This window comes from Pseudomonas sp. WC2 (assembly GCF_050586545.1).
In the GTDB taxonomy this organism is placed as follows: domain Bacteria; phylum Pseudomonadota; class Gammaproteobacteria; order Pseudomonadales; family Pseudomonadaceae; genus Aquipseudomonas.
The window spans coordinates 146,423-169,838 of record NZ_JBOBDR010000007.1; the positions used below are offsets into that span (position 1 = coordinate 146,423).

A 23,416-nucleotide genomic window follows, 5' to 3' on the forward strand; every position below is an offset into this window, starting at 1 on the left:
TAATGATAAATATTCTCATATGCAAAAGCATCTGATTGCCGGCAGTGACCGTGGAGCCCTACAATGCGAACAGTTCTTGTTCTCTAACGCATACTCTCTACCGCGTCACGAAAGCGCCCGGAGTCCACCGTTGTCATCCGCCCACCCCGTCGAATCGCTCTATCAGGCTCACCACAGCTGGCTGACTGGCTGGCTGCGGCGCAGACTCGGCTGCCCGGACAGCGCGGCGGATCTCGCCCAGGACACCTTCATCAAGGTGCTGACCGCCCGCGAGGCGCCGGTCATCATCGAACCGCGCGCCTTTCTGACGACGTTGGCCAAGCGGGTTCTGTTCAATCATTACCGCCGCCAGGATCTGGAGCGCGCCTACCTCGACACGCTCGCGCAGATGCCAGAGATGATCGCGCCATCCGAAGAAGACAAAGCGATCATCCTGCAAACGCTGATGGAGCTGGACGAGTTGCTCGACGGCTTGCCCCGCCCGGTCAAACGCGCATTTTTGCTGGCGCAGGTCGATGGCCTGACCTATCCGCAGATCGCCGCAGAACTCGGTATTTCTGTAGCCACGGTCAAACGGCATCTGAACAAAGCGGCGATGCGCTGCTATTTCGCCCTATGAACCGCGCACCGGATTTCTCCTCGCAAGTGGCCGAGCAGGCCGTGCACTGGCTGATGGAAATGCAGCAAGGCGCGCTCAGCCCGCGCCAGCAACAGGCCTGGCAGCAATGGCTTGATGCGCACAGCGAACATCAACGGGCGTGGGAACACATTCAGCGGGTCAACCAGCGCTTGCGCGGAGTGTCGTCACCGTTGGCGCACGCAGCGTTGAACGGGCCGAAGTCGGGCAGCCGTCGTCAGGCACTGAAACTGCTGCTGATTCTCGGCGCCGGCTCCGCTGTCACTTGGGGCATGCGCGAGCACAATCCGCTGCCGTCGCTGCTCGCCGATTACCGCAGCCCGATCGGCCAGCGGCGCAAAATTTCCTTGGGCGCAAGCGATCAGCTGCAGCTCAACACCGCCAGCGCGGTAGATGTCGACAATGCGCAGCGGCTGGTTCGTCTGCTCGAAGGTGAAATCCTGTTGACCGCTGCGCGAGCCTTCGAAGTACGCACGGCTCAGGGCATTCTGCGAACCCACGGTGCGCGCCTCAACGTCCGCCAGTTCGCCGATCGCACGCAGGTCGCGCTGTTCGAGGGTCGCGTCGAACTGAGCAGCAATGGACGCGCGCCGCTGCTACTGCAAATCGCGCGGGAATTGAGTTTCACCTCGACGTCAATCAGTGAGGCCAAACCGCTGAACACCAACAGTGGCGCCTGGGCCGAGGGCATGTTGGTCGCGGCGCACATGCGCCTTGGCGACTTCCTCGATGAACTGGGACGCTATCGTCGCGGCCAGCTCAATTGCGACCAGAAAGTCGCCGATCTGTTGATCTCCGGCACGTATCCGCTGGAAGACAGCGAGCGGATTCTCGATCTGCTGGAAATCAGCTTGCCGGTGAAAGTGAAGCGCTTTACGCGTTACTGGGTGACCGTCGAAGCACGGGTTTGAAAAATCTGCAAAAACAGTGAGCCGTTTTTCAGATCTGGCGTGACAGAGAAGGAAAGCCCCCTTGATTCAACCTTCTCAGGATCATCCGACATGCACCCCACACGCCTCACGCCACTGGCCCGCAGCCTGCGCAATCTTGTCCTCGGCGCCAGCCTGAGCTTTAGCGCTGTGCCCGCCGCACTGGCCGCTGACGCCAAGGCGTATCACATTGCGCCAGCGTCGCTGGAAACCGCCCTCAACCAGTTTGGCCGTGAAGCCGGCGTGCTGATTTCGTTTGGTTCGCAAGTCACCCACGGTGTGCAAAGCCGTGGTCTGGAAGGCAGCTACACGCCTGAGCAAGGTTTGAATGCCCTGCTCGAAGGCACCGGCCTGCAAGCGCGCGCCGAAGGCAACAATGCGTTCAGTCTGCAACCGCTGGCTGAGGCGGCGCTGGAACTGGACACCTCGACAGTCGTCGGCGACTGGCTCGGCGACGCGGCGCAAATCAATGTCTTCGAACATCCCGGGGCTCGCGACGTGATCCGCCGCGAAGCGTTCGAACGCCAAGGCGCGACCCAGGCGCGGGATGTGCTCAACCGTATCCCCGGCGTCAACGCCCCGGAAAACAACGGCACCGGCAGCCACGACATGGCACTCAACTTCGGCATTCGTGGTTTGAATCCACGCTTGGCCGCGCGCTCGACCGTGCTGATGGACGGCATCCCGGTGCCGTTCGCGCCGTACGGTCAGCCGCAGTTGTCGTTCGCGCCGATCAGCATGGGCAACATGGATGCCGTGGACGTGGTACGCGGTGGCGGCGCCGTGCGCTACGGTCCGCAGAACGTCGGCGGCGTGGTCAACTTCGTGACCCGCGCAATTCCAGACGAGCCAACCGTCAAGGGCGGCTTGCAGACTGAAACCAGTCCTTCGTCGAGCCATGACGGCTTCAAGACCAGCGCCAATCTGCTGGCCGGTGGCACCAACGCCAACGGTCTCGGCGGCGCGCTGTTGTACTCCGGCACCCGTGGCGGCGACTGGCGTGAACACAGCGACACTGAGATCGACGACCTGATCCTCAAGGGCAAATACCAGCTCGACGAGGCCAACAGCTTCAACGCCATGGCCCAGTATTACGAAGGCAAGGCCGACATGCCGGGCGGTTTGAACGTCGCTGATTACGATGCCGATCCGTATCAGTCGACGCGTCCGAAGGACCAGTTCTGGGGCCGCCGCACGATGTTCAATTTCGGCTATCGCTATCAGGAAGATCGCCGCGAATTCACCGCCAATACCTTCTTCACCAAAACCCTGCGCAGCGGCTATCTCGATCAAGGATCGTTCCTTTCGCTGTCGCCGCGCGAGTATTGGGTTCGCGGTCTGGAAACCCGGTTCGCCCAAGGCTTCGACCTCGGCCCGACCACCCATGAAGTCGGCGTCGGCTACCGCTACATCAACGAAGCCGGCCACGAACTGCGTTATCGCACGCCGATCGCCAGCAACGAATTCCCGACCACCAACAGCCGCAACGACCGCGACACCCGTGGCGGCACCGAGGCCAACGCGTTCTTCGTCGACGACCGCATCGACCTTGGCAAGTGGACGATCACCCCGGGCGTGCGCTACGAGATGATCGAATCGCAGCAGACCAACAAGCTCACCGACGTCAAATACAAGGGCGACTACAACACTGCGCTGCCGGCGTTGAACGTGCTCTATCACCTGACCGACAGCTGGAACCTGTACGCCAACACCGAAGGTTCGTTCGGCAGCGTGCAATACAGCCAGATGCCCAACCGCGTGAGCAGCGGCGAAGTGAAACCGGAGAAGGCCCGCACCTGGGAACTCGGCACGCGCTATGACAACGGTGCGCTGCGGGCGGAAATCGGCGCGTTCCTGATCAACTTCGACAACCAGTACGAAAGCAACCAGACCAACGATTCGGTGATCGCCCGTGGCGAAACCCGTCATCAGGGCATCGAGACCAGCGTCAACTACGCGCTGGACGACTTGAGCCCGGCGCTGGCCGGTTTCGATGTCTACGCCACTTACGCCTATGTTGACGCGACCATTCGTGAAGATGGGCCAAATAAAGGTAATCGGGTGCCGTTCTCGTCGAAGCACAAAGGCACGATTGGTCTGGGTTATACCGAAGGGCCCTGGAAGTTGAATCTGGACAGCAGTTTCCAGAGTGATCAGTTTGCTGATAACGCCAATACCTCGAAAGAAAGTGCCGACGGCAGCACCGGCAAGATCCCGGGCTACATGCTGTTCAGCAGTCGCGCGGGGTATGACTTTGGGCCGCAGTTGTCGGATCTGAATGTGGCTGTGGGGGTGAAGAACATCTTCAACACGCAGTACTTCACGCGTTCGTTTGATGACAACAACAAGGGGAAATATGTCGGTGAGCCGCGCACGGTTTATGTGCAGACGTCTGTAGCGTTCTGAGTGTTGCTGGCATCCTGATGGTTAGCCCGTCGAACCCGAGCCCCTTGCAATGTCCGGGTTCGACGGCACGCCTTCAGGATTCAGGTTTGGGTCCGGGCGTCGCTTGCAGATCACCGGCAACCAGTCGGCCTTTGACGGACTGCTCGTAGTCATAGGCATAGCCGATCAGCTCGCGCTCGCTCCACATGCGGCCGACGAAGATCAACGAAAAAGGCTGACCGCCGGGATACGCACCACTGGGCACCACCACTCCGGGAATGCCGGCAATATTGATGACCGAAGCCGTTGTCGCATCCATGAATCCCTCATAGACATCACCCAAGGGCTCGAACATCTGCGGGAATACCATCGCATCGAGATGGTGTTCACGCATGACCCCGTTGATGATGCGCAAATAGCGCTCGCGCAGGCGGGCAAATTCGGAAAGATCAGGTGCGTTGGCCGGTGTCTGGTATGACCCTGCCAGCACGGGCAACTGCGTCACGTAGTACTCCAGCGGCCCATCGGACTCAAACAGCTTTACGCCGATTCGCTCCTGCAATTGCTCAAGGGAATGAACCTCTGCGCTGGCGCCCAGCTTGCGCAGATAACGATCAAGATCATAAGCATGGGCATCCGATCCGCGCGCGTCATAACTGCCGTCAGCCGGCGCCAGATCAACCAGACCGGATCCGGCGAACGGGTCGGCGATCACCACCGCGCCCAGCGCCTGAAGCCGACTGACCGCCTTGCGATATTGTGTTTTCGTCTCCGCGGGTAAAGTGGCAAATGCCTTGTTCCAGCCCACCCCGAACAACCCGATTCGCTTGCCCTTGAGTGATCCCGTTTGCAAACCTGCGGCATAGCCTGCCTGGGGAATATTGCCGAAGGCAGCCGTGGTTTTAGGGTCGTCCAGGGTGTAACCGGCCAACACATCCAGAGTGATGGCCGCGTCGCGCACCGTACGCGCGATCGGCCCGACGACATCGCGGGTGGAACCCGCTTGCGGAATGACCCCGGAATTGGGAATCAGACCAAACGTCGGTTTGATCCCGACCAGACTCTGCGCCGCCGCCGGATTCTGAATGGAACCACCGGTTTCCTCGGCCAGCCCGACCACGGCAAAGTTAGCCGCGACGGCCGTCGCAGAGCCTGCCGAGGAGCCGCCCGGCGACCAAGCGCGATTGAGCGCGTTATACGTCACGCCCGCCCAGCTGTCATTGGCATTGGCAGGGTTTCCCGAAAATACCGGTATGTTGGTTTTGGCCAGAATGATCGCCCCGGCCGCCCGCAATCGCTGAACCACGGCAGAATCTTTTTCCGGAATCAGGTCGATGCCACCGGCCTTGGACGAGAGCGGCGCGTACCCGGCGGTGGAAGCAAATCCGGCCATGTCCATGGTGTCCTTGACGACCACCGGAATGCCCGCCATCACCGCCAGTTTTTCTCCGGCCTTGCGCCGCCGATCAATGTCGCGCGCTTCATTCAGCGCCCCCGAGTTCATCACGGTGAAGGCGTTGTAATAGGGATTGTATTGCTCAATGCGAGACAGAAAGGCTTTTGTCAGTTGCTCCGAGGTATAGCGTCCATCCTCGAAGCCTTGTTTGATTTGCGTGATGGTCAGTTCCCTGACATCAACCGGATCGCTCTGGGCGTAACTGCTGCACATTCCAAGTGCTGCGCCGACGATGATCGTACGGACAAAAGAGATCGAACCACTCGCAGTAATTTTCATTACAGTCATCCTTGATTTGTACAACTTCCAATTAAATTTTTTGAACTTATTACTTAGAACGTGAAGCCAAGCTTTAAATGTAAAAAAACTATGTACTTATTTAGATACAATGACCAGAACTTGCCTGACTGATATCAAATTGTGATCATGCAACACAAACAAAAACGGGCCTGCTTTCGCAGACCCGTTCTCATCGGTTGGCTATGAAATCAGCGCATCAACTGTTGATCGCTGCCTGCTCATTCTCGTCAAATTCTTCAGCCAACAGCTTGTCGTTGGCCTTGCCACTGAATGGCACTACAGCGGCGCGTGGTTTACCTCGCAGTTTGCCGAAAAGGTGCTCCAGTGCGTGCTCGAGTTTTTCGGCAGCGCCGTCGATTGCCTGTTCCAGGGAATCGGCCTTATGGGTCACGGAAATCGGTTGATGGCCTTTTGGCCGCGCTTCCAGCTGGCAGCGCATGTCATGGGGACCTGGTTTGTCACCGTTCTCGTCGCTCAGGTGGACTTCGACACGGGTCAGGTCTTCTTCATAACGGTCGAGCGTGCTCTCAATGGTAGTACGTACCCACTCCTCCAGTCGTTTACTGCCTTGAACGTGGTTATCGCTGTTGACTTGGATTTGCATAGTTCATCCCTTATTTCAGCTAGCTCGCGAGAGGCCGGATTTGAATTTCCTGACCCCTTGGTTACAACAATCGGCCCGACTGACGAACATTTCAACCCCTGAAAAAAGATAAATATTCATTCGCAAAAAAAGCCGGACAACCGAGCTAAGCGCTGGTAAGGTCGGGAGTTGGGTCGCCTCGCAACCCGGCAAAATTTGCTCACAATTGCCCGTCATTCAACGGGTGCAAGCTGCGAAAAATCCCCGCTTCCTCCACCAGCCAATCATGTACCGCACGCACGCCCGGATGGCTCAACGCTCCCGGTGCATAGAGCAATACGTAACGTTTATGGTTCGGTACCGACAGGCCAAAAGGCACGATCAACGTCCCCCGCTCCAGCTCATCGTTGAGCAACGTGCGCCGGGCAATCGCTACGCCCATGCCGGCAATCGCCGCTTCGATAGTCAGGTGATTGCGATTGAACGTGTGCCCGCGCCGTACGTCGGCGCCCTCGAAGCCAATCGCGTTTAGATAGAATTCCCACTCCGCGTATTCATAACTGCCACGCCAGGCAGTGATGTCGTGTAGCAACGGGAAATGCACCAGATCCGCCGGTCCGTGCAGCGGCGGTCGTCCGCGCAATAAGCTTGGCGCGCACACCGGGAAAATCTGCTCATCGAGCAAGGCTGTGGATTGCAATCCCGGATAACTGCCGTCGTTCAGATCGATCGCCAGATCGAAGTCGCCCTCGTGCAACGGCACGCTGCTGTCCTCGGCGACCAGACGCAACTGAATGTCCGGATAGCGCTGCTGCAGGCGCGGCAGCCGGGGCGTCAGCCATTTGCTGAGGAATGAAGGAATCGAGCGCAAGCGCAAAGTCCCGCTGATCATCCCGGCGTCCAGGCGACGCAATTCGGCATCGATGCTGCCGTACGCTTCGTTGACGGTAATCGCCAGACGCTGCCCTTCTGCACTCAGCTCTACACCGCGCGCGCGCCGATGAAACAAGCGAAAACCGAGGCGCTCTTCCAATTGACGGATCTGTTGGCTGACTGCCCCAGGCGTTATGTGCAGCTCTTCCGCACAACGGGTGAACGACAGGTGCCGCGCGGCACAGGAAAACACCTGCAGCCAGACATAAGTCTGGGCATGCAATTGACGGCTCATCGTTTAGTCCTGCTAAAGGCTTACTTAGGAGGTTTCGTTAGTCACGTAGGACCCACGTAGGCAGTATCGCCGACATTGCGCTTGTCCGACAAAAAATGGCAGCGATTCCTACTCCATTGCTTGTGAGGGTTTAGCATGGCTATCAGTGTTTTCGATCTATTCAAAGTTGGCATCGGGCCGTCCAGTTCCCACACTGTGGGTCCAATGCGCGCTGCCGCGACCTTCGCCCAAGCGCTGATTGATCAGCGTTTGTTGAACGATGTGCGTCGCGTTGAAATCCGGTTATACGGCTCGCTGTCCGCCACTGGCGTCGGCCATGCCACGGACCGCGCCACGGTGATGGGCCTGATGGGCGAGTGGCCGGACAGCATCGATCCCTCGACCATCGATCTGCGCATCCAGCAATTGCGGGAGACAGGCCAACTGCCCCTCGCCGGGCAGAGAGAAATTGCCTTCAACTGGCAGCGCGATCTCCTACTGCTGGACGAGAGCCTGCCCTACCACCCCAACGCCATGTCGCTGACAGCCTTCGGCGAAACCGCCGAGCTGTTCGAGCAGACGTACTACTCGGTCGGTGGCGGGTTCATCATCGAAGCGGCGGAAGCCGAGTCCGGTGTCGCCCCGGCCGGCGACGTCGTGTTGCCTTATGATTTTTCCAGCGCCGCTGAACTGCTGTCGCTGTGCAAGAAGCACAATCTGCGCGTATCCGAACTGATGATGGCCAACGAGCGTGCGTGGCGCACTGACGCGGAAATTCGTCAGGGCTTGCTGCACATCTGGTCGGTGATGCGCGAATGCGTCGAGCAGGGCTTGCGCCACGAAGGCATTCTGCCCGGTGGTCTGAATGTGCCGCGCCGCGCGGCGAAACTGCACCGCAGTCTGTTGGAAATCGGCAAGCCGAATGTCATCAGTTCAACGCTGTCGGCGATGGAATGGGTCAACCTGTTCGCCCTCGCCGTCAACGAAGAAAACGCCGCCGGCGGGCGCATGGTCACCGCGCCGACCAACGGTGCAGCCGGGATCATTCCGGCGGTTCTGCACTACTACATGAAATTCAACCCGGACGCATCTGACGATGACGTCGTCGCTTTCTTTCTCGGCGCGGCCGCCGTCGGCATTCTGTGTAAGAAAAATGCCTCGATCTCTGGCGCCGAAGTCGGTTGCCAGGGTGAAGTCGGATCGGCCTGCGCGATGGCCGCTGCTGGCCTGGCCGATGTGCTCGGCGCCACCCCGGAGCAGCTGGAAAACGCCGCCGAAATCGGCCTGGAACATAACCTTGGCCTGACCTGCGACCCAGTCGGCGGTCTGGTCCAGGTGCCGTGCATCGAGCGCAACGCCATCGCCGCCGTGAAAGCGATCAACGCCACGCAAATGGCCCTGCGCGGCGACGGCAACCACTTCATCTCCCTCGACCGGGTCATCCGCACCATGCGCGATACCGGCGCCGATATGCATGACAAATACAAAGAGACTTCACGGGGCGGCCTGGCGGTGAACTGGGTGGAGTGCTGATTCCGGTTGCACTGTCAGCGGTCATCGGCCCGGTTCTGCCCTGAAAACGAGCCACAAAAAAAGGCGAGCCAGATGGCTCGCCTTTTTTATCCCCGTGTTCATTGTTCGACAATTTTCCCGGCACAGCCCTTGCTACATCACCTTGGCAACTCCTACGTGAAGCAACAAAGACAGACCACGGAATGGCCAGTGATCCGGTCGGGCGAACCAACCCGATCATGGCCGGTCAACAACTGCACGTTCAATCAGGCGGTGACGCATCATGGACAACCCATTTCAGATCATTACCGATGCCTTCGCGCCGGACTATCAGATCAATCTGAGCATTCAGGGCCTGGACGGCAGCATCATGCTGACCCTGTCCAAAAGTGGCCACATCGTGGCCAAACGCATGATCAGCGCCGAGCAGCGCAATGATCCGGCGCGGCTCAAGCGGCTGGTGCAAAGCATTCAATTCGGCATCGCCATCGAACAGGGCCACAGCGCCATGGCGATTCTCGAAGCCATGACCAGCGGCGATGGGCTCACCCCGCCACCGCCACGGGTCGTCGGCCAGCCTCGGCAAGCGGCCGGGCTTTAAAGCTCGCCCTTTTCTACCTCGGGATGCTCGCCGGAACCCGCGCCGAGTTTGCGCTGCGGTTTCTCGATCTTCACCGAGGGAAATTGTGACGAGGCGTAACGCACCACCAGAATCGAGAACGCCAGCAGCAGAATCCCGCCGCACAGGTAGATGATGCCCATGTCAGGCGGGTTGTGGTGCGAGACGTTGGAGATCAGCAAGCGGGTCAGCGCGGTGATCGCCACGTAGATCAGGAAGCGCACCGGCATGTGGTTGGTCTTGAAATAAATCCCGACCATCGCCCCCAATTCCAGATAGATGAACAGCAACAGAATGTCATCGATCTTGATGTGGCCTTCCTCGAGCATGCCGAGAAACTCCATCACCGCCGCCCACGCCGTCACCGCACCGATGGCAAACAGCGCCAGATAGTGGAAGGTTTCGACGAACAGGTTGCCCAGGGACTCGGCCAGTTGATGCACGTTTTGCCGCAGTTTCTCGGCCCAGTTGATTTTCACGATGATGTTCCTTAGCCCGATTCGAGCGGATGATGCGTGTTGGACGTGACGGTTTTCTGCACGTAACGGTTTTCATGCAGAAAAGAGGCCACGCCATCATGGCGAGGTGCCGCCAAACCCGCGCCGTGGCGTTTGGTCGCATGCCCACGCGCGCCCCCTGACAAACCCTAAATTCGGTCTACATTGAAAAGCCACTACCCATGGCGCAGGGATTCGCTTATCCTTTTCGCTGTATATGGATACAGTAGTCGTCAAGACAACTTAATGTGAAGGCATGTGAGGTGGTGAATGGCCGTCGAAGTGGTATACCGCAGCAGCCGAGATCTGGAGCGCTTGTTCATGGATAAAGCCGAAGCTGACCGTCATGACAAAATGCTCGAACTGGCCGAATATCTGGCCGATGTGCTGCAAAAAGCCGTTCCGTCCCTGACTGAACAGCAAGTGGAAGAAGCCGGGATCTACATGGCGAAGAACCGCGATGTGTTCGCCCGGGCATTCAAGAGCCAGCCGGATGCACTGTCCGAGCTGATCAATGCACCGGCAGAGCCTGTCGAGAACGTTGAAGTGGCTGAAACGGCCGACGCGCCGGCGAAGCCAGCCAAAGCGGCGAAAGCTGCAAAGTAAGCGATGCCCGAATTGAATAGGCCCTGAGTCGAATGGCTCAGGGCCTTTTTCATGCCTGCGAAACTCAGCGATACAAAACTTTTTCCGCCAACTCATCCGCTACCCGCGCCGGCGAACGTTTTTCCGCCTGCGCATGGGCAAACACTTCGGTCAGCCGTGAACTGATCTTCGACAGATGCGCGGTAATCATCGGCAACTCCTCACCGCGATGTTTCAGCGAGACATAGATCAGGCCACCGGCATTGATCACGTAATCCGGCGCATACAGAATCCCGCGCCGCTCCAGTTGATCGGCCACATCGAGATGGGTGAGCTGATTATTCGCCGAACCCGCCACTGCCGAACAACGCAACTGCGTGACGGTGTGGCTGTTGAGCACGCCGCCCAAGCCACACGGCGCCAGAATGTCGCAAGGCGTACTGAGCAGCGCGTCATTGGCGATGGGATGGGCGTTGAGCTGTTCCATCGCCAGTTGCACCTTGCCGTGGTCGATGTCGCTGACCAGCAGTTCCGCCCCGGCTGCATGCAGCTGCTCGGCCAAAGCGAAGCCGACGTTGCCCAAGCCCTGAATGGCCACGCGCAAGCCTTCCAGATTATCGCTGCCCAGGCGCGCCATGGCCGTCGCGCGAATGCCGGTGAACACACCCATCGCCGCATGCGGCGCCGGGTCGCCCGCCGAGGTGGTGCTGGTCACATGCTGGGTTTGTTGGGCGATGCAATCCATGTCCGCCACCGAAGTGCCGCTGTCGATGGCAGTGATGTAGCGGCCATCGAGCTGGTCGATGCAGCGGCCAAAAGCTTCGAACAGCGCGCCGCGATTTTCCACATGGGCCGGGCGCACGATCACCGCGACGCCGCCGCCCTGCGCCAGACCCGCGAGCGCCGCCTTGTAACTCATGCCCTGGGCGAGGCGAATGGCGTCCTCCACGGCAGATTCGTCATTGGGATAGGCAAGATAACGACATCCGCCCAAGGCTGGCCCGAGGCGACTGTTATGAATGGCAATGACCGCCTTCAACCCGGAGATCGGGTCAACGCTAAGGTGCAGCGAATCCAGGCGAGTGCTTTGCATGAGCGCAAACATCGTTGGGCTCCCGAATCACTTCTTGTAGAACGCCAGTATAGGCTTGCGCCTGAAAATTGCTGGAGCGCGCCGGAATAAGCGCCCCCGAGTTCAATGGCTTTACGGCATAACACTGCGCCTGCAAAACCGGACACTGGACGAATGCCACGGACGGGGCTAAAACGAGGCATTCGACGGAGATTTCGATGAGTCCGCGCCAACGTTTTTTCGAGTGTCTGCACCGTTCCCCGCCCGCGCTGCTGGAAGCTGCGCTGTGGATCGCCGCCGAGCACGAAAAAGAGCTTGATCCCATTGCGCTGCTGCAGGACTTCAAAGAGCTGCGACAACGCATCAGTTACGGTTTGCCAATGCTGCCGGTCAGGGAACTGGCACAGCCGCTGCTGCGGCGCATGATTGAATTGGGCTTTGCCCAGGACGACTTTCTGCCACTGCGTCCGCAGGCGGCGTTACTGCACAAAGTCTTGCAAACCCATCGTGGTCAGCCTCTGGCGCTGGCGTTGATTGCGCTTGAACTGGCGCGCGGTCTGGAGATTCCGCTGGTCGGCGTCAACTTCCCCGGGCACTTCCTGTTGAAGGTGCCAGGTGCCGATCACCTTCTTGATCCGTGCGGCGGGCGACGCTTGTACCCCAACGATTGTCGTGAGCTGTTGCAGCGCCAATATGGGCCGAACATGAAGCTCAACGCCGAGCACTTGGCGACGGCGACGCCCGTGCAGATGCTGCAGCGGCTGTCACGCAATTTGCGCCAACTGCACCTGACCCACGACGACTTCATCGCCGCGCTGATCGACGCCGAACGCGTGCTCGAATTGGGCGACGCCGGCGCCGCCGATTATCTGGCCCGGGCCAGTCTCTACCAGCGGCTCGACTGCCCGAATGCCGAGCGCTTCGATCTGGAGCACGCCTTGCTGCTCAGCGACGATCCGATCCAGCGACTGCGCCTGACCGAGCGCCTCGGCCATCTCCCGCCCAACTCCGTGGTCCACTGAAAACGGTGGCTCCCACAGGTTCGCTGTAGACCTTAATTATGTGCTCGGCACACATCACTGTGGGAGCGAGCTTGCTCGCGAAAGCGGTGTATCAGGTACATAAATGTTGACTGACAGACCGCCTTCGCGAGCAGGCTCGCTCCCACAGGGTTATGGAGTGTCGGGTTGATTGGCAGGATGGGCCTTGATGAACGCCGGATGCTCAGCCGCCAGTGCGGCGACCCGGCGAATTTTCGGATACGCCTCCAACGAAACATTGAAGCGCTCCGCCGCATACAACTGCGGAATCAAATAAACATCCGCCACACACGGCCATTCGCCAAAGCAGAAGCCGCGGTCACCGATCAACTGTTCAACCGTCGCCAGCCCCTGACTGATCCAATGGCTGAGCCACTCAACCACCTGCGGCTCGTCCTGCCCCAATTGGCGCAGGCGATTGAGCACGCTGACGTTGTGCAACGGGTGTACATCGCAACCGATCACCGCCGCGACGCCGCGCACATGGGCGCGTGCGACGAGATCTTCGGGTAATAGCGGCACCTGTGGATAACGTTCCTCCAGATACTCGATGATCGCCGGCGACTGGATCAGCAACTCGCCGTCATCGGTGCGCAACGCGGGCACTCGTCCCTGAGGATTGATCGCCAGATACTCCGCCTGCCGATGCTCGCCACCGGGCGGTGCGATCAGGTTGACCGGCAGCGCCTGATAGTCGAGCCCCTTCAGCGCCAGCGCGATCCGCACTCGGTACGACGAGGTCGAACGGTAATAGGTATAGAGATCCATGCCCCGCTCCCGTCAGCGCGCCGCCAGCACTTTGCCACGGCACTCGCCGAAGCCGATCGACGCAAAACCGTCACGAGCGCAGCGCGCGCGCAGGATGATTTCATCGCCGTCCTCGAGGAATTTGCGCACTTCGCCGGAGGCCAGCTCGATGGGCTTTTTGCCGCCCTCGGTGATTTCCAGCAGGCTGCCGAACTGACCGTCTTCCGGCCCGGACAAGGTGCCCGAACCGAACAGATCACCGGCCTGCAACTGGCAGCCATTGACGCTGTGGTGCGCGACCATTTGCGCGACGGTCCAGTACATGTAGCGGGTGTTGCTCAGGGTCAGGCGATGGGCTGGCAAATTCTGCTCGCGCATGGCTTCGGTGAGCAGCAGCACTTCCAGTTCGATGTCGAAAGCACCGCCATCCTGATCGCGCTGATCGAACAGGTACGGCAGCGGCTGCGGATCGCCTTCAGGACGCTTCGGTTGCGCGGTGCGGAATGGCGCCAGCGCTTCTGCTGTTACGACCCACGGCGACACGCTGGTGATGAAACTCTTCGACAGGAACGGGCCCAGCGGTTGGTATTCCCACGCCTGGATATCGCGCGCCGACCAGTCGTTGAGCAGGCAGAAACCGGCGATGTGATCAGCGGCATCGCCGATGGCGATCGAATCGCCCATCTCGTTGCCCTGACCGATCCAGATACCCAGTTCCAGCTCATAGTCCAGACGTGCGCACGGACCGAAGGTCGGCTCGGTCTGACCGGCCGGCAGCGTCTGACCTTTCGGGCGACGCACGTCAGTGCCGGAGGCGCGCACGGTGGAGGCGCGACCGTGGTAACCGATCGGCACATGTTTGTAGTTCGGCAGCAGCGGGTTGTCCGGGCGGAACAGTTTGCCGACGTTCTGCGCGTGCTCGATACCGACATAGAAGTCGGTGTAGTCGCTGATCCGCGCTGGCAAATGCAGTTGGCAATCGGCGGCCAGTGGCAGCAGTTTTGCGCCCTGGGCTTCGATGCTGCCACGGTGCGTGCTGCCTTCGCTGAACAGTTCCAGCAAACATTCACGCAAGGCAACACGAGCATCGCGACCGAGTTCGAAGAATGCGTTCAACTGGCCGCCGTGCATGGCTTCCACAGCACTGCGCGCCGCGCCGTCAAACAGACCGGCCTCCAGCGCCACTTGCAAATCGAAGATGTGTTCGCCGATCGCTACGCCGGCACGCGGTTCCGAATCGTTGCTGCTGAACACGCCAAGCGGCAAGTTCTGTAGCGGGAACTCAGTGTGGCCGTTGGCCGAAGCGACCCAACTGCGGGTGATGGAATTCTGCGTCATGGGTTATCTCCGGGTCGGGTCGAACGTGGCGGGCAACGTGGCCCAGCAAGCGTCGTAAGTGGATTGCAGTTGCGGGCAGTCGAGGGCGAAACGGCTTGGGCGCAGCACCTGACTGGTCTCGAACATGAAGGCCATGGTGTTGTCGATTTTCGCCGGCTTCAGCTCGGCGTTGATCGCTTTGGTGCAAGTTTCGCCGTCCGGTCCGTGGGCGCTCATGCAACTGTGCAGCGAGGCGCCGCCAGGCACGAAACCTTCAGCCTTGGCGTCGTATTCACCCTGGATCAGGCCCATGAATTCGTTCATCAGGTTGCGGTGGAACCACGGTGGCCGGAAGGTGTTTTCGGCGACCATCCAGCGCGGCGGGAAGATCACGAAGTCGAGGTTGGCCAGACCGTGCACGCTGGTCGGCGAGGTCAGTACAGTAAAGATCGACGGATCCGGGTGATCGAAACTCACCGTGCCGATGGTGTTGAAACGCCGCAGATCGTATTTGTACGGCACGTTGTTGCCGTGCCAGGCCACCACGTTGAGCGGCGAGTGATTGAGCTCTGTGGCCCACAACTGACCGAGGAACTTCTGCACCAGCGTGGTTGGCTGCTGCAGGTTTTCGTAAGCGGCGACCGGGGTCAAAAAGTCGCGCGGGTTGGCCAGACCGTTGCTGCCAATCGGCCCCAGATCCGGCAGGCGCAGCGGCGCACCATGGTTCTCGGCGACGTAACCGCGGGCTTGCGGGTCGAGCAGCTCAACGCGAAATTTCAGGCCACGTGGCAGCACGGCGATTTCCAGCGGCGCCACTTCCAGCACACCCAATTCGGTCCTAATGCGCAGACGACCGAGTTGTGGCACCAACAGCAGTTCGCCGTCGGCGTTGAAGAACACCCGCTCCATTGAGCGATTGGCGGCGTAGTTGTAAATGCTGATGCCGGACGGTTTTTCAGCAGCGGAGTTAGCGACCATGCTCACCAGCCCGTCGATGAAATCGGTCGGCTCGGCCGGAATCTCCAGCGGGTTCCAGCGCAGGCGATTGGGCGTGACTTCACCGAGCGGACCACCGGCCAGTTGCCGTTCCAGTTTGACGAAGGCCGGGTGATTGGCCGACGGCTGAATGCGGTACATCCAGGTTCGCCGCGCTTCACTGCGGGTCATGGTGAACGCAGTGCCGGAAAACAATTCGGTGTAGAGGCCGTACGGGGCTTTTTGCGGGGAGTTCTGGCCGACGGTCAGCGCGCCGGGCAACGCTTCAGTGCTGAATTCGTTGCCGAAACCGGACTGATACGCCAGCGCCTGAGCGGTTGAATCGAGGTTCATGGTGCCTCCTGAACAGGGAGTCGGCAGTGGCCCATCGCTCTGGCTCAGAGGTTTCGGCACGCCGGGGTTATTATTTTCGTAATTCGATTACGCATAACGTAATTTGCTCGCTATCCAGCGTCAAGCTATAAAGACGCCCATTCGTTTCGGAACCCGGCCGCACCATGGAAAAAACCAGCGACAGTAACGGCAAACAGAAAGTCCGCTCCGCCGAAGTCGGCACCGACATCCTCAAGGCCTTGGCCGAGTTGTCGCCCTCGACGTCGCTGTCGCGTCTGGCCGAGCACGTGCAGATGCCGGCGAGCAAGGTCCATCGTTATCTACAGGCGTTGATCGCCTCGGGTTTCGCCGAGCAGAACGCCGCCACCAACCATTACGGCCTCGGTCGTGAAGCGTTGCGCGTTGGCCTGGCCGCGCTCAACAGTATGGACGTGCTGAAAGTCGCCGCCCTGCCGTTGGCCGAACTGCGCGACGAACTCAACGAAACCTGCTTTTTGGCGGTGTGGGGAAATCAGGGTGCAACTGTCGTGCACATCGAACCGGCGATACGCGCAGTGACCGTCGTCACGCAATTGGGCTCGGTATTGCCGCTGCTCAGTTCTTCGACGGGATTGGTCTTCAGCGCGTATCTGCCGCATCGGGAAACCGATGAGTTGCGCGAGCAGGAAATCGTTGTGGCCGATCATCCGCTCAAGAGTGAAGCGGCTTATACCGCGCTGTGTGAACAGATCCGCGAACGCGGTCTGCATCATGTGCACGGTTTGCTGATGCCGGGTGTGGATGCGTTGTCGGCTCCGGTGTTCAACGCCGTCGGACAAGTCGCCGCCGTGCTGACCATCGTCGGCCCGACTTCACTGTTTCACGCCGACGAAAACGGCCCGGCGGCGCAGCGCTTGCTCGCTGCGTCGCGGGCCGTGAGCTGGCGGATGGGATATGAATCCGCCGATTGACACTGCCCGGTCAAGCGCCTGGCGGCACTCGCCGGGCACTGATCAGTGCAGCGTCGTTTCGCTCAGACTGCTTTGATACTCTTCCATCAAGTCTTTGATGTAGCCCAATAGGAACTCCTTCGGGGCGTCCTTGCCCATAGCCGCCGCCACCCACTCCGCGATGACCATATTGTCCTTGGCGAGGCTGAACAGCGATTGCTGGACGCGGGTGACTGCCGGCTTGACGACATTTTTGCCGGACCCGGCCAACGCTGCGGCTTTGCCGAGGCTGACCAAGGCCACCAGCATGTCCTTGCCATGCCAGAAGGCACCGCTGTAATCCCCACGCCGATAGGCCTCGGAGGCACTGTAGGCACTTTTCAGCATCGTCACCGCCGTCACTGCCAAGCCCACAGGTGGAACAACAAGGCTGACCAGTGAGGCCGTCATCATCGCCGTGTCATATACCAATTCGCCGATGAGCTCATTCAGGCTGGTGGTTCGTTCATCAATATCTCTCAGCGCCCGGTCGATTTTCTTGTAGTGCAGACCATTGAGGTCGACCACTCGATATTTATAGTCGGGCTTCAAGGGCTCCACGGTACTCATGGTCGAAGCGAGACTCTCGAAGTAATCGTTCACCACTTTCTGATCTTCGATCAGTACACGCTTGATGTAGTACTCGCGAAATGGGCCAGGACGGTGCCGAATGGAACCGACAAATTCTTCAATTGGACGAAATGACTTTTGGTCCGGAGCATTGGGCGTATAGAGGTAGTTCACCAGTTCTCCGCCGGCCTGCAAATGGAAGACATAAACGCCCTCGACGATTCTTCCGCCACATAGACTCAAGGAAAAGATGCCCTCACCAGGTCCCGGGAACGCAGCCTGGTCATACATCAAGTCGCCTTTTTCAGCCAAGCGATCAATCACGCGTTGAAAAGCCGGCAGCACTTGCGCGTGGATCTGCCCATTGAAATAGTCAAACAACACAGCGCGGTGCATTTCACATCGAATCTTTTTAGCATGCACGGCACGCTTGAACTCATAAACTGGCGTTCCCAGTGTGCGGTAATCGTCCTTGAGCATCTGCGTATATTTGTCATCCGGGTGCAAAGTGCCGGATAAATGCGCAAGATCCTGGATCGTCAGCTTATTGACTGTCGGGTGCCCCGACTTCAGATGAAACTTCGGATTTTGCCCAGGCAATATGTACGCCGGATGCGGTGCCGTGAACGTCAGTTCTTCGACCAGAACGGTGGTGAGGTCTTTGATAAAGTCATCGGTCTGCACCATGATCAGATCGGGATTGATCTCTGCGCTTTCCCCTTTCATCTTGAGCACGGCTTCCAGCCGCGTCTTGATCAGGTTTCTGGTGAACGTTTCAAAGGAAGGTAATGCGTTTTCCCGTGCATCGACGGTGGCGAGAGCTCTGAACTCGGTATCCAGCCGCGCGTATTGCTGGCGAGTGGCGGGCCCTGCATGGCGGTATTCGAGTGTCGCCACCACGCTGTGCAATGCGACTTCAAACTGGTAGAGGAAGTCGACATAACTCATCAATGGCTTTCGAGTATCGAGCTTCAGTTCAACGTATTCATAACTCAGGTTGTAGCGATACCCTAACTGCCCGTCCCTCAAAGCGCCCAGAGTCCCCGAATAGTCTAATTCGCCAGGCCGGATGATCGATTCAGCGAAACGGCGATCTCCGGACATCAGGTTTTCAAACCATTCAACAAAATCCCGCGCATAGGCGAACTTATGAAATTCAAAAGTATCCGCCGGAGTTTTCACATATACGTAGTAAGCAAGCGTATTAGGCACCTTGAAAACCAGCACATCTTTCAGTGCTGTTACATGCCCCTTATCAATGCGGACACCTTTGATAGGAATGCCCGGATCCCCCGCCATTGCTCGCTGGATCATGGCCACTTCAGCGTCACTGTAAATCCCGCGATGCCGCGCAACGTACAGCGCAAGCTCCATTCGAGCGTGCATGCAATTTGCCAACGCAGTCCCTAAATTTTCTGGTGCTGCAGCGGGGATTGAGGAAACGAACTCCACACGCAAATCGCGATTATTCAACCAGCTTTCCAGCCAGCCCTGTACTAACCGGCTGTTGGCGGGTGCGCCCTCGACGGTGAGTTGGGCGCGCTTGCCCGAGTCATGCAAGCCAGTCAGAAGAAACTCGCGCAGCGTCCTGACATCTTTCTGCTGGATGGTGCGTCCACCGACCTGCATTTTATAAAGACTGTGAATTTTCACTTCGTCCGCGTTCAACTGTTCGCCGAATGCACTCATGGTCCATTCAGAGAACGCCCGAGACACGTAGTCCTGCAACGAAAACACGCGATCAAATTCGGTTTTGTAGTCAGCCTCGTAACGCTCTTTCGAATACTCAAGTTCAAGGTAGCGACGCTGGACATCACCGCCAGCCTTCTTTAACCACTCTGGCCACTCGTTGCGTTTGATCGCCGCTTTCAGGAGCTCATAACGTTGTTGCGCTGTATCGCCGAGCGCCGCCAGTTGTTGGATTTTTTCCAGGTTGACCAACCAGTCCTGACGCCGCTCTGCCTGCGTGCCGGCCTGTGCAATGATCGCCGTACGCTGCTCCTGCAAGTGCACGTCGACATAGTGTGCGACCACGCTCTTCGACAGTACGGGGTAAGTGACTTCATTGGATGGCAGCGAAAAGCGCGTGCAAATTGCCTGATGCATCTGCGCGCTGGAACTGAAGTATTCGAAACCGTTGTCCGGGGTGTACAGAATCCAGCCACCCAGGGTGTTATCGGGTTTGATCTCTGCCACCGAGTGGAATGAGCGATCAACGATGAAACTCGCGCTCAGCGACTTTGCCGCCGGGACGGCACTGCCGGTTTTTATACGGAAGAACGCCGCCGTGTCGGTTTTCATCAACTCGACAACCCGCGCCGCATCTGTCTCCTTGAGTGCGCCGGCAATAACACCGAGCGACAACTCAGCCATCAGTACTTTGACCGTTTCTTCCTGTAAGGCAGTCCTGTTGTTGAGCACACCGCCAGGCACGGCCGTGTGGCCTTTCCAATGTTCGTCCAGTGCCGAACGTAAATCAGTGCCAAGCGACTGCAAAACTTTGGTCATCGCATCTTCAACGGCAATGATACCCAAGCCCTGTACTTTGAATTTATCACTCTGGGTGTCTGCAAAGTGATAAACGCCATCCTCGCCCTGGATGTAATTGGGCAGCACAGAATTTTCCAGACAGTGAATCAGCACCTCAGACAGGGAGCCCGCCGGTCGCCTGGCGATGTCGTCTGCGGTCTTGCCTCTAACTATGTAAACAGCATTAATATCAACCAATTTGTTGAGTCGATAAATTGAATCTACCAGTTTACGTCGAGCGATCGCTCGTACCGATGGAATGCCCTGAAGAGTTTTGGCAAGTTCACCCAGCACGTCGCCGGCCTTCACCAGTTCGAACTCACTGGTGACGTCCTCACCCTCATGACCGAGCATAAAGCTTTTAAAATTAGAGATCATTTGAACACCACTTATCTTGTTAATTTAACCCGCCACACTGACAAGTCATTAACCAAGACTAAGTTTTATTCAAACAAGCAAGAAGCCGAAGAAGTTTTCAGCATATATGCAGGCGTGCCAAGACATTACTCAATCGCGAAAATACATTTCCGACCCGTTCAAAAAAGCCCTATCACTTTGGCTTTCGCAACCGCTTGGGTGCGGCGCTCCACGCCCAACTTTGCATTAATCCTTCGCGCATGGGTTTTCACCGTGTGCAGAGAGATATAAAGAAATTCGGCAATCTTTTGATTGGATTCACCCTGAGCAATCAAACGCAGCACTTCAACTTCCCGGCGACTTAGAATAGTTTCGCCAACAGTGTGAGACGCTAAAGTTTTGGCGATTAATGGCGCATCAATACAGCGTAATTGAAACTCGAGCAGCGTTTGATGTAACTGATTTCGCTCGATCAACCGCTGCCCCAGTTCAAGGGCGCGCTGTGCCGAGGTCGTGTCTCCCTTGATCCAGGCCAAGTGCGCCATAACCAGATGCAACTCGGCTTCGTGGTGCACCATGCCACGTTGTTGCGCGTCCTCGAGAGCATGCTGAACGTAAGCGATATCGATCATCAATGGACGCAGTTGTGCCTGAGCCGTCACGAGCAAATAGTCGAGGCGCGCAATCAACGCGAAGGTAGCCGGCGGTGCCTGTCGCGCCTGCGCACCGCGGAAGTGCCGCAATACCCGGCTCAGTGCTTCCTCTGCCAACTCCGGCCGCCCCTGCTGCAACCAGAACTGACTGCTGACTTGCAGCAACACTCCGCGATAAACCGTGTCTGGAATTTGTCGTTGCTGCATCAACCGCTCGGCGTCGCGCAAGCGGCCAAAGGCTTGGGTATAGTCCTGATGATTGGCCGCCAGTTGTGCCAGCCCGAGAAACCCATAAAGCACACGCTTGTCATGGCTGCGCAGACAATCGTCCAGACCGCCGCGAAAGAATTCCGCCGCGCGTTTTTCATGGCCCATGCACAGCGCCAACCGGCCACGCCGCAAGGCAATGCGCCCGCGCAATGGCACGGGTGGGGATTCGCGCTGTTCGAGCAATGCCTGCATGTTGGCCAGCAATTGTTCAGCCCGTGCCGGGGCCCCGCGTTGTTCGAGCCATTGCGCGTGATCGAGTTCAAGCAAGCCCTCGAACAACAAGGAGCCCTGCGCCCTGGCCAGGCACAAGGCCTCACGGTTGATCGCGTAGGCGAGGTCCAGTTCGCCGCAGAGCAAGGCTTGCTGGGTTTGCCCCGACAGACACAACAACCGCGCCGTCCAGGCGTCGGCGGACAACTCCGCCAGCGCTTGCTGAAAATGCTCGCGAGCCGGCGCCATCCGCCCCTGCAAGTGCAGAAGCCAGCCTTGCAGTGCCTGCCAGCGGGCGATCCATTGCCGCTGCTGCTGCGCCGAGGGTTGCGGGACGAATCGCACCATGTGCTCGATGCAAGTGGCGGCTTGTTCAAAGCGTCCGGCGAAGAGCAGCGCGGCGGTGATCAGACCGACCTGTTGCGGTGAACACAGGGTCAGCTCTTCGCCCTGCTGCTCATGCAGACGCAGCAACAGCACAACGGTCTGATCTTCAAACAGGTCTTCGAAACTGAAATGCTGCAACAGGCTGATCGCCACCTCATATTCCTGCGCTTGCAGGGCCTGTTCGAACGCCGCCCGCCAGTCCTGCCGCGCGCAAAACCATTGGCAAGCGAGCCGATGCCAGGATCGCCCTTGCGGCCAATGCGCCTCTTGCATCACCCGGGTCAACGGTGGAAAAACCTGCAGCCACTCGTTCGACGCCTGCCACGGTTCGATGAAGCAGCCCAGCAACTGCAACTCGCGCAGATACTGCGCACCCTCCCCGGCGCCGAACAAATACTCACAGAGATCCGCGTTGAAACGCGGCAGATGCGCCAGCACTCGCCAGGCTTCGGCCAGCTCCGGCGACAGGTGGTTGAAGAGTTCGTGTTGCAAGTAGTCGAACAACGTGTCGACGCGCTGCTGCGGCTGATGGCTTTGCGCCCAATCGCATTTCTGCAGCAACGCCATGCGCACGCCGGCACACCAACCGCCCGTGCGCTGGACGATGCGCGTGGCCACGCTGCACGCCTGCTCGGCAGACAAATGGGTCAACGCCTGAGCAATCTCGTCCGGGGTCAGCGCCAGCGTCGTGCTGTCACACTCGTGGAGTTCGTCATCCAGAAGCAAACGCGGCCAGTTGCACGGCGGACGCCGACGCGTGGCGATCCACCAGGTCAGCGCCGGATTGTTCAGCGCCAACAGTCGATCAAGCAGCGCATCGACTGCGGCCTCGGGCAGGCGACAATAATCGTCGAGCACCAGCCAGGTCGGTTGCGATACGCGATGCAATGCCGCACGAATACTTTCTTCATCGGCATCGGGCACACCCAGCGCCTGCCCCAGACGCTGACAAAAACTTTCAACACTCAGCGCTGTGCCGGACAACGCGAGCCAGCGCACTGCGCACGCTGCCGGCGCCTGCAACATGCATTCGGTCAGTAACGCACTTTTACCGCTGCCCGCCGGAGCGCAGAGCAATCGGACCCGCGCCATCGACTCAAGCAACGGCCCGCTCAATCGCCCACGCGGCTGATGATGGGACGACAGTCTGGGCAGAAATCCCGGGCGATCCAGGCACGAAGTCATAGCGGTCATCGCAGTGCGCCTTTTTATAGTTGTCCGGCAACCCTAGCCCTCCGCGAGCAGGTTGTTGACGAGTATTCAGCGCGCTGATTGATGCCCATAAAAAAGGCGACCGTGCGGTCGCCTTTTGCCGTG

17 protein-coding genes and 1 pseudogene are annotated in these 23,416 nt (G+C 58.9%); 8 read left to right on the forward strand and 10 right to left on the reverse strand.

Annotation, left to right across the window (positions count from 1 at the left end):
- Positions 1-130 precede the first annotated feature (130 nt).
- From ACQ4OE_RS10795 to fecA, 3 genes are all read left to right on the forward strand, one after another.
- Positions 131-619: a sigma-70 family RNA polymerase sigma factor gene (locus ACQ4OE_RS10795; protein WP_430946636.1), complete on the forward strand. Its 489-nt coding sequence runs from the start codon at positions 131-133 to the stop codon at positions 617-619.
- Entirely contained in the window at positions 616-1,548 is a 933-nt protein-coding gene (locus ACQ4OE_RS10800) for a DUF4880 domain-containing protein (protein WP_430946637.1), read from the forward strand. The genes ACQ4OE_RS10795 and ACQ4OE_RS10800 overlap by 4 nt, the downstream gene beginning before the upstream one ends.
- Positions 1,549-1,638: 90 nt before the next feature.
- Positions 1,639-3,972, forward strand: coding sequence for a TonB-dependent Fe(3+) dicitrate receptor FecA (fecA, locus tag ACQ4OE_RS10805; RefSeq protein ID WP_430946638.1), 2,334 nt, complete (start codon positions 1,639-1,641; stop codon positions 3,970-3,972).
- A gap of 73 nt (positions 3,973-4,045) precedes the next feature.
- Here fecA and ACQ4OE_RS10810 read toward each other — a convergent pair whose 3' ends face one another.
- From ACQ4OE_RS10810 to ACQ4OE_RS10820, 3 genes are all read right to left on the reverse strand, one after another.
- Positions 4,046-5,686, reverse strand: coding sequence for an amidase (locus ACQ4OE_RS10810; protein WP_430946639.1), 1,641 nt, complete (start codon positions 5,684-5,686; stop codon positions 4,046-4,048).
- Positions 5,687-5,903: 217 nt separating this feature from the next.
- Entirely contained in the window at positions 5,904-6,311 is a 408-nt protein-coding gene (locus ACQ4OE_RS10815) for an HPF/RaiA family ribosome-associated protein (protein ID WP_122595094.1), read from the reverse strand.
- Between the two features lie 199 nt (positions 6,312-6,510).
- A complete protein-coding gene (locus tag ACQ4OE_RS10820) occupies positions 6,511-7,458 on the reverse strand; it encodes a LysR substrate-binding domain-containing protein (RefSeq protein WP_430946640.1) in 948 nt (315 codons plus the stop codon).
- A 135-nt stretch (positions 7,459-7,593) separates the two neighbouring features.
- On the opposite strand from ACQ4OE_RS10820, the gene ACQ4OE_RS10825 reads away from it, so the two are divergent.
- Together ACQ4OE_RS10825 and ACQ4OE_RS10830 are read left to right on the forward strand one after the other, a co-directional pair.
- On the forward strand, positions 7,594-8,970 hold the full coding sequence (locus tag ACQ4OE_RS10825) for an L-serine ammonia-lyase (RefSeq protein WP_430946641.1): 1,377 nt from the start codon (positions 7,594-7,596) through the stop codon (positions 8,968-8,970).
- 262 nt (positions 8,971-9,232) lie between these two features.
- On the forward strand, positions 9,233-9,550 hold the full coding sequence (locus tag ACQ4OE_RS10830) for a DUF3509 domain-containing protein (RefSeq protein ID WP_430946642.1): 318 nt from the start codon (positions 9,233-9,235) through the stop codon (positions 9,548-9,550).
- Here the strand turns inward: ACQ4OE_RS10830 and ACQ4OE_RS10835 are convergent.
- On the reverse strand, positions 9,547-10,047 hold the full coding sequence (locus ACQ4OE_RS10835; RefSeq protein WP_095188769.1) for a phosphate-starvation-inducible protein PsiE: 501 nt from the start codon (positions 10,045-10,047) through the stop codon (positions 9,547-9,549). The genes ACQ4OE_RS10830 and ACQ4OE_RS10835 overlap by 4 nt on opposite strands.
- Before the next feature lie 288 nt (positions 10,048-10,335).
- On the opposite strand from ACQ4OE_RS10835, the pseudogene ACQ4OE_RS10840 reads away from it, so the two are divergent.
- Positions 10,336-10,590, forward strand: a pseudogene (locus ACQ4OE_RS10840) (YebG family protein); the annotation flags it as partial.
- Positions 10,591-10,735: 145 nt separating this feature from the next.
- On the opposite strand, the gene ACQ4OE_RS10845 reads toward ACQ4OE_RS10840, so the two are convergent.
- Complete coding sequence (locus ACQ4OE_RS10845) at positions 10,736-11,755, reverse strand: Glu/Leu/Phe/Val dehydrogenase dimerization domain-containing protein (RefSeq protein ID WP_430946643.1); 1,020 nt, start codon at positions 11,753-11,755, stop codon at positions 10,736-10,738.
- A gap of 185 nt (positions 11,756-11,940) precedes the next feature.
- On the opposite strand from ACQ4OE_RS10845, the gene ACQ4OE_RS10850 reads away from it, so the two are divergent.
- On the forward strand, positions 11,941-12,744 hold the full coding sequence (locus ACQ4OE_RS10850; protein WP_430946644.1) for a SirB1 family protein: 804 nt from the start codon (positions 11,941-11,943) through the stop codon (positions 12,742-12,744).
- Positions 12,745-12,894: 150 nt separating this feature from the next.
- Here ACQ4OE_RS10850 and maiA read toward each other — a convergent pair whose 3' ends face one another.
- Genes maiA through hmgA form a run of 3 tightly spaced genes read right to left on the reverse strand, consistent with a single transcriptional unit; the run spans position 12,895 to position 16,155 of the window.
- Entirely contained in the window at positions 12,895-13,530 is a 636-nt protein-coding gene (gene maiA, locus ACQ4OE_RS10855) for a maleylacetoacetate isomerase (protein ID WP_430946645.1), read from the reverse strand.
- Between the two features lie 12 nt (positions 13,531-13,542).
- Positions 13,543-14,847 carry a fumarylacetoacetase gene (gene fahA / locus ACQ4OE_RS10860; RefSeq protein ID WP_430946646.1) on the reverse strand — a complete coding sequence of 435 codons (1,305 nt, stop codon included), beginning with the start codon at positions 14,845-14,847 and terminating at the stop codon, positions 13,543-13,545.
- 3 nt (positions 14,848-14,850) lie between these two features.
- A complete protein-coding gene (gene hmgA, locus ACQ4OE_RS10865; protein ID WP_430946647.1) occupies positions 14,851-16,155 on the reverse strand; it encodes a homogentisate 1,2-dioxygenase in 1,305 nt (434 codons plus the stop codon).
- 164 nt (positions 16,156-16,319) lie between these two features.
- Here hmgA and ACQ4OE_RS10870 point away from each other — a divergent pair, with 164 nt between their 5' ends.
- On the forward strand, positions 16,320-17,105 hold the full coding sequence (locus tag ACQ4OE_RS10870; RefSeq protein ID WP_430946648.1) for an IclR family transcriptional regulator: 786 nt from the start codon (positions 16,320-16,322) through the stop codon (positions 17,103-17,105).
- A 42-nt stretch (positions 17,106-17,147) separates the two neighbouring features.
- Here ACQ4OE_RS10870 and ACQ4OE_RS10875 read toward each other — a convergent pair whose 3' ends face one another.
- Positions 17,148-20,600 carry a dermonecrotic toxin domain-containing protein gene (locus ACQ4OE_RS10875; protein WP_430946649.1) on the reverse strand — a complete coding sequence of 1,151 codons (3,453 nt, stop codon included), beginning with the start codon at positions 20,598-20,600 and terminating at the stop codon, positions 17,148-17,150.
- 158 nt (positions 20,601-20,758) lie between these two features.
- A complete protein-coding gene (locus ACQ4OE_RS10880) occupies positions 20,759-23,293 on the reverse strand; it encodes a LuxR C-terminal-related transcriptional regulator (RefSeq protein WP_430946650.1) in 2,535 nt (844 codons plus the stop codon).
- Positions 23,294-23,416 lie beyond the last annotated feature (123 nt).

Excerpts from the sequence above, each read along its gene's own strand:
- ACQ4OE_RS10845 (WP_430946643.1), bottom strand. The coding sequence starts at position 11,755 with ATGTTTGCGCTCATGCAAAGCACTCGCCTGGATTCGCTGCACCTTAGC.
- ACQ4OE_RS10810 (WP_430946639.1), bottom strand. The coding sequence starts at position 5,686 with ATGAAAATTACTGCGAGTGGTTCGATCTCTTTTGTCCGTACGATCATC.
- fahA (WP_430946646.1), bottom strand. The coding sequence starts at position 14,847 with ATGACGCAGAATTCCATCACCCGCAGTTGGGTCGCTTCGGCCAACGGC.
- ACQ4OE_RS10800 (WP_430946637.1), top strand. The coding sequence starts at position 616 with ATGAACCGCGCACCGGATTTCTCCTCGCAAGTGGCCGAGCAGGCCGTG.
- maiA (WP_430946645.1), bottom strand. The coding sequence starts at position 13,530 with ATGGATCTCTATACCTATTACCGTTCGACCTCGTCGTACCGAGTGCGG.
- ACQ4OE_RS10820 (WP_430946640.1), bottom strand. The coding sequence starts at position 7,458 with ATGAGCCGTCAATTGCATGCCCAGACTTATGTCTGGCTGCAGGTGTTT.
- hmgA (WP_430946647.1), bottom strand. The coding sequence starts at position 16,155 with ATGAACCTCGATTCAACCGCTCAGGCGCTGGCGTATCAGTCCGGTTTC.
- fecA (WP_430946638.1), top strand. The coding sequence starts at position 1,639 with ATGCACCCCACACGCCTCACGCCACTGGCCCGCAGCCTGCGCAATCTT.
- ACQ4OE_RS10815 (WP_122595094.1), bottom strand. The coding sequence starts at position 6,311 with ATGCAAATCCAAGTCAACAGCGATAACCACGTTCAAGGCAGTAAACGA.
- ACQ4OE_RS10825 (WP_430946641.1), top strand. The coding sequence starts at position 7,594 with ATGGCTATCAGTGTTTTCGATCTATTCAAAGTTGGCATCGGGCCGTCC.
- ACQ4OE_RS10850 (WP_430946644.1), top strand. The coding sequence starts at position 11,941 with ATGAGTCCGCGCCAACGTTTTTTCGAGTGTCTGCACCGTTCCCCGCCC.
- ACQ4OE_RS10830 (WP_430946642.1), top strand. The coding sequence starts at position 9,233 with ATGGACAACCCATTTCAGATCATTACCGATGCCTTCGCGCCGGACTAT.
- ACQ4OE_RS10870 (WP_430946648.1), top strand. The coding sequence starts at position 16,320 with ATGGAAAAAACCAGCGACAGTAACGGCAAACAGAAAGTCCGCTCCGCC.
- ACQ4OE_RS10875 (WP_430946649.1), bottom strand. The coding sequence starts at position 20,600 with ATGATCTCTAATTTTAAAAGCTTTATGCTCGGTCATGAGGGTGAGGAC.
- ACQ4OE_RS10880 (WP_430946650.1), bottom strand. The coding sequence starts at position 23,293 with ATGACCGCTATGACTTCGTGCCTGGATCGCCCGGGATTTCTGCCCAGA.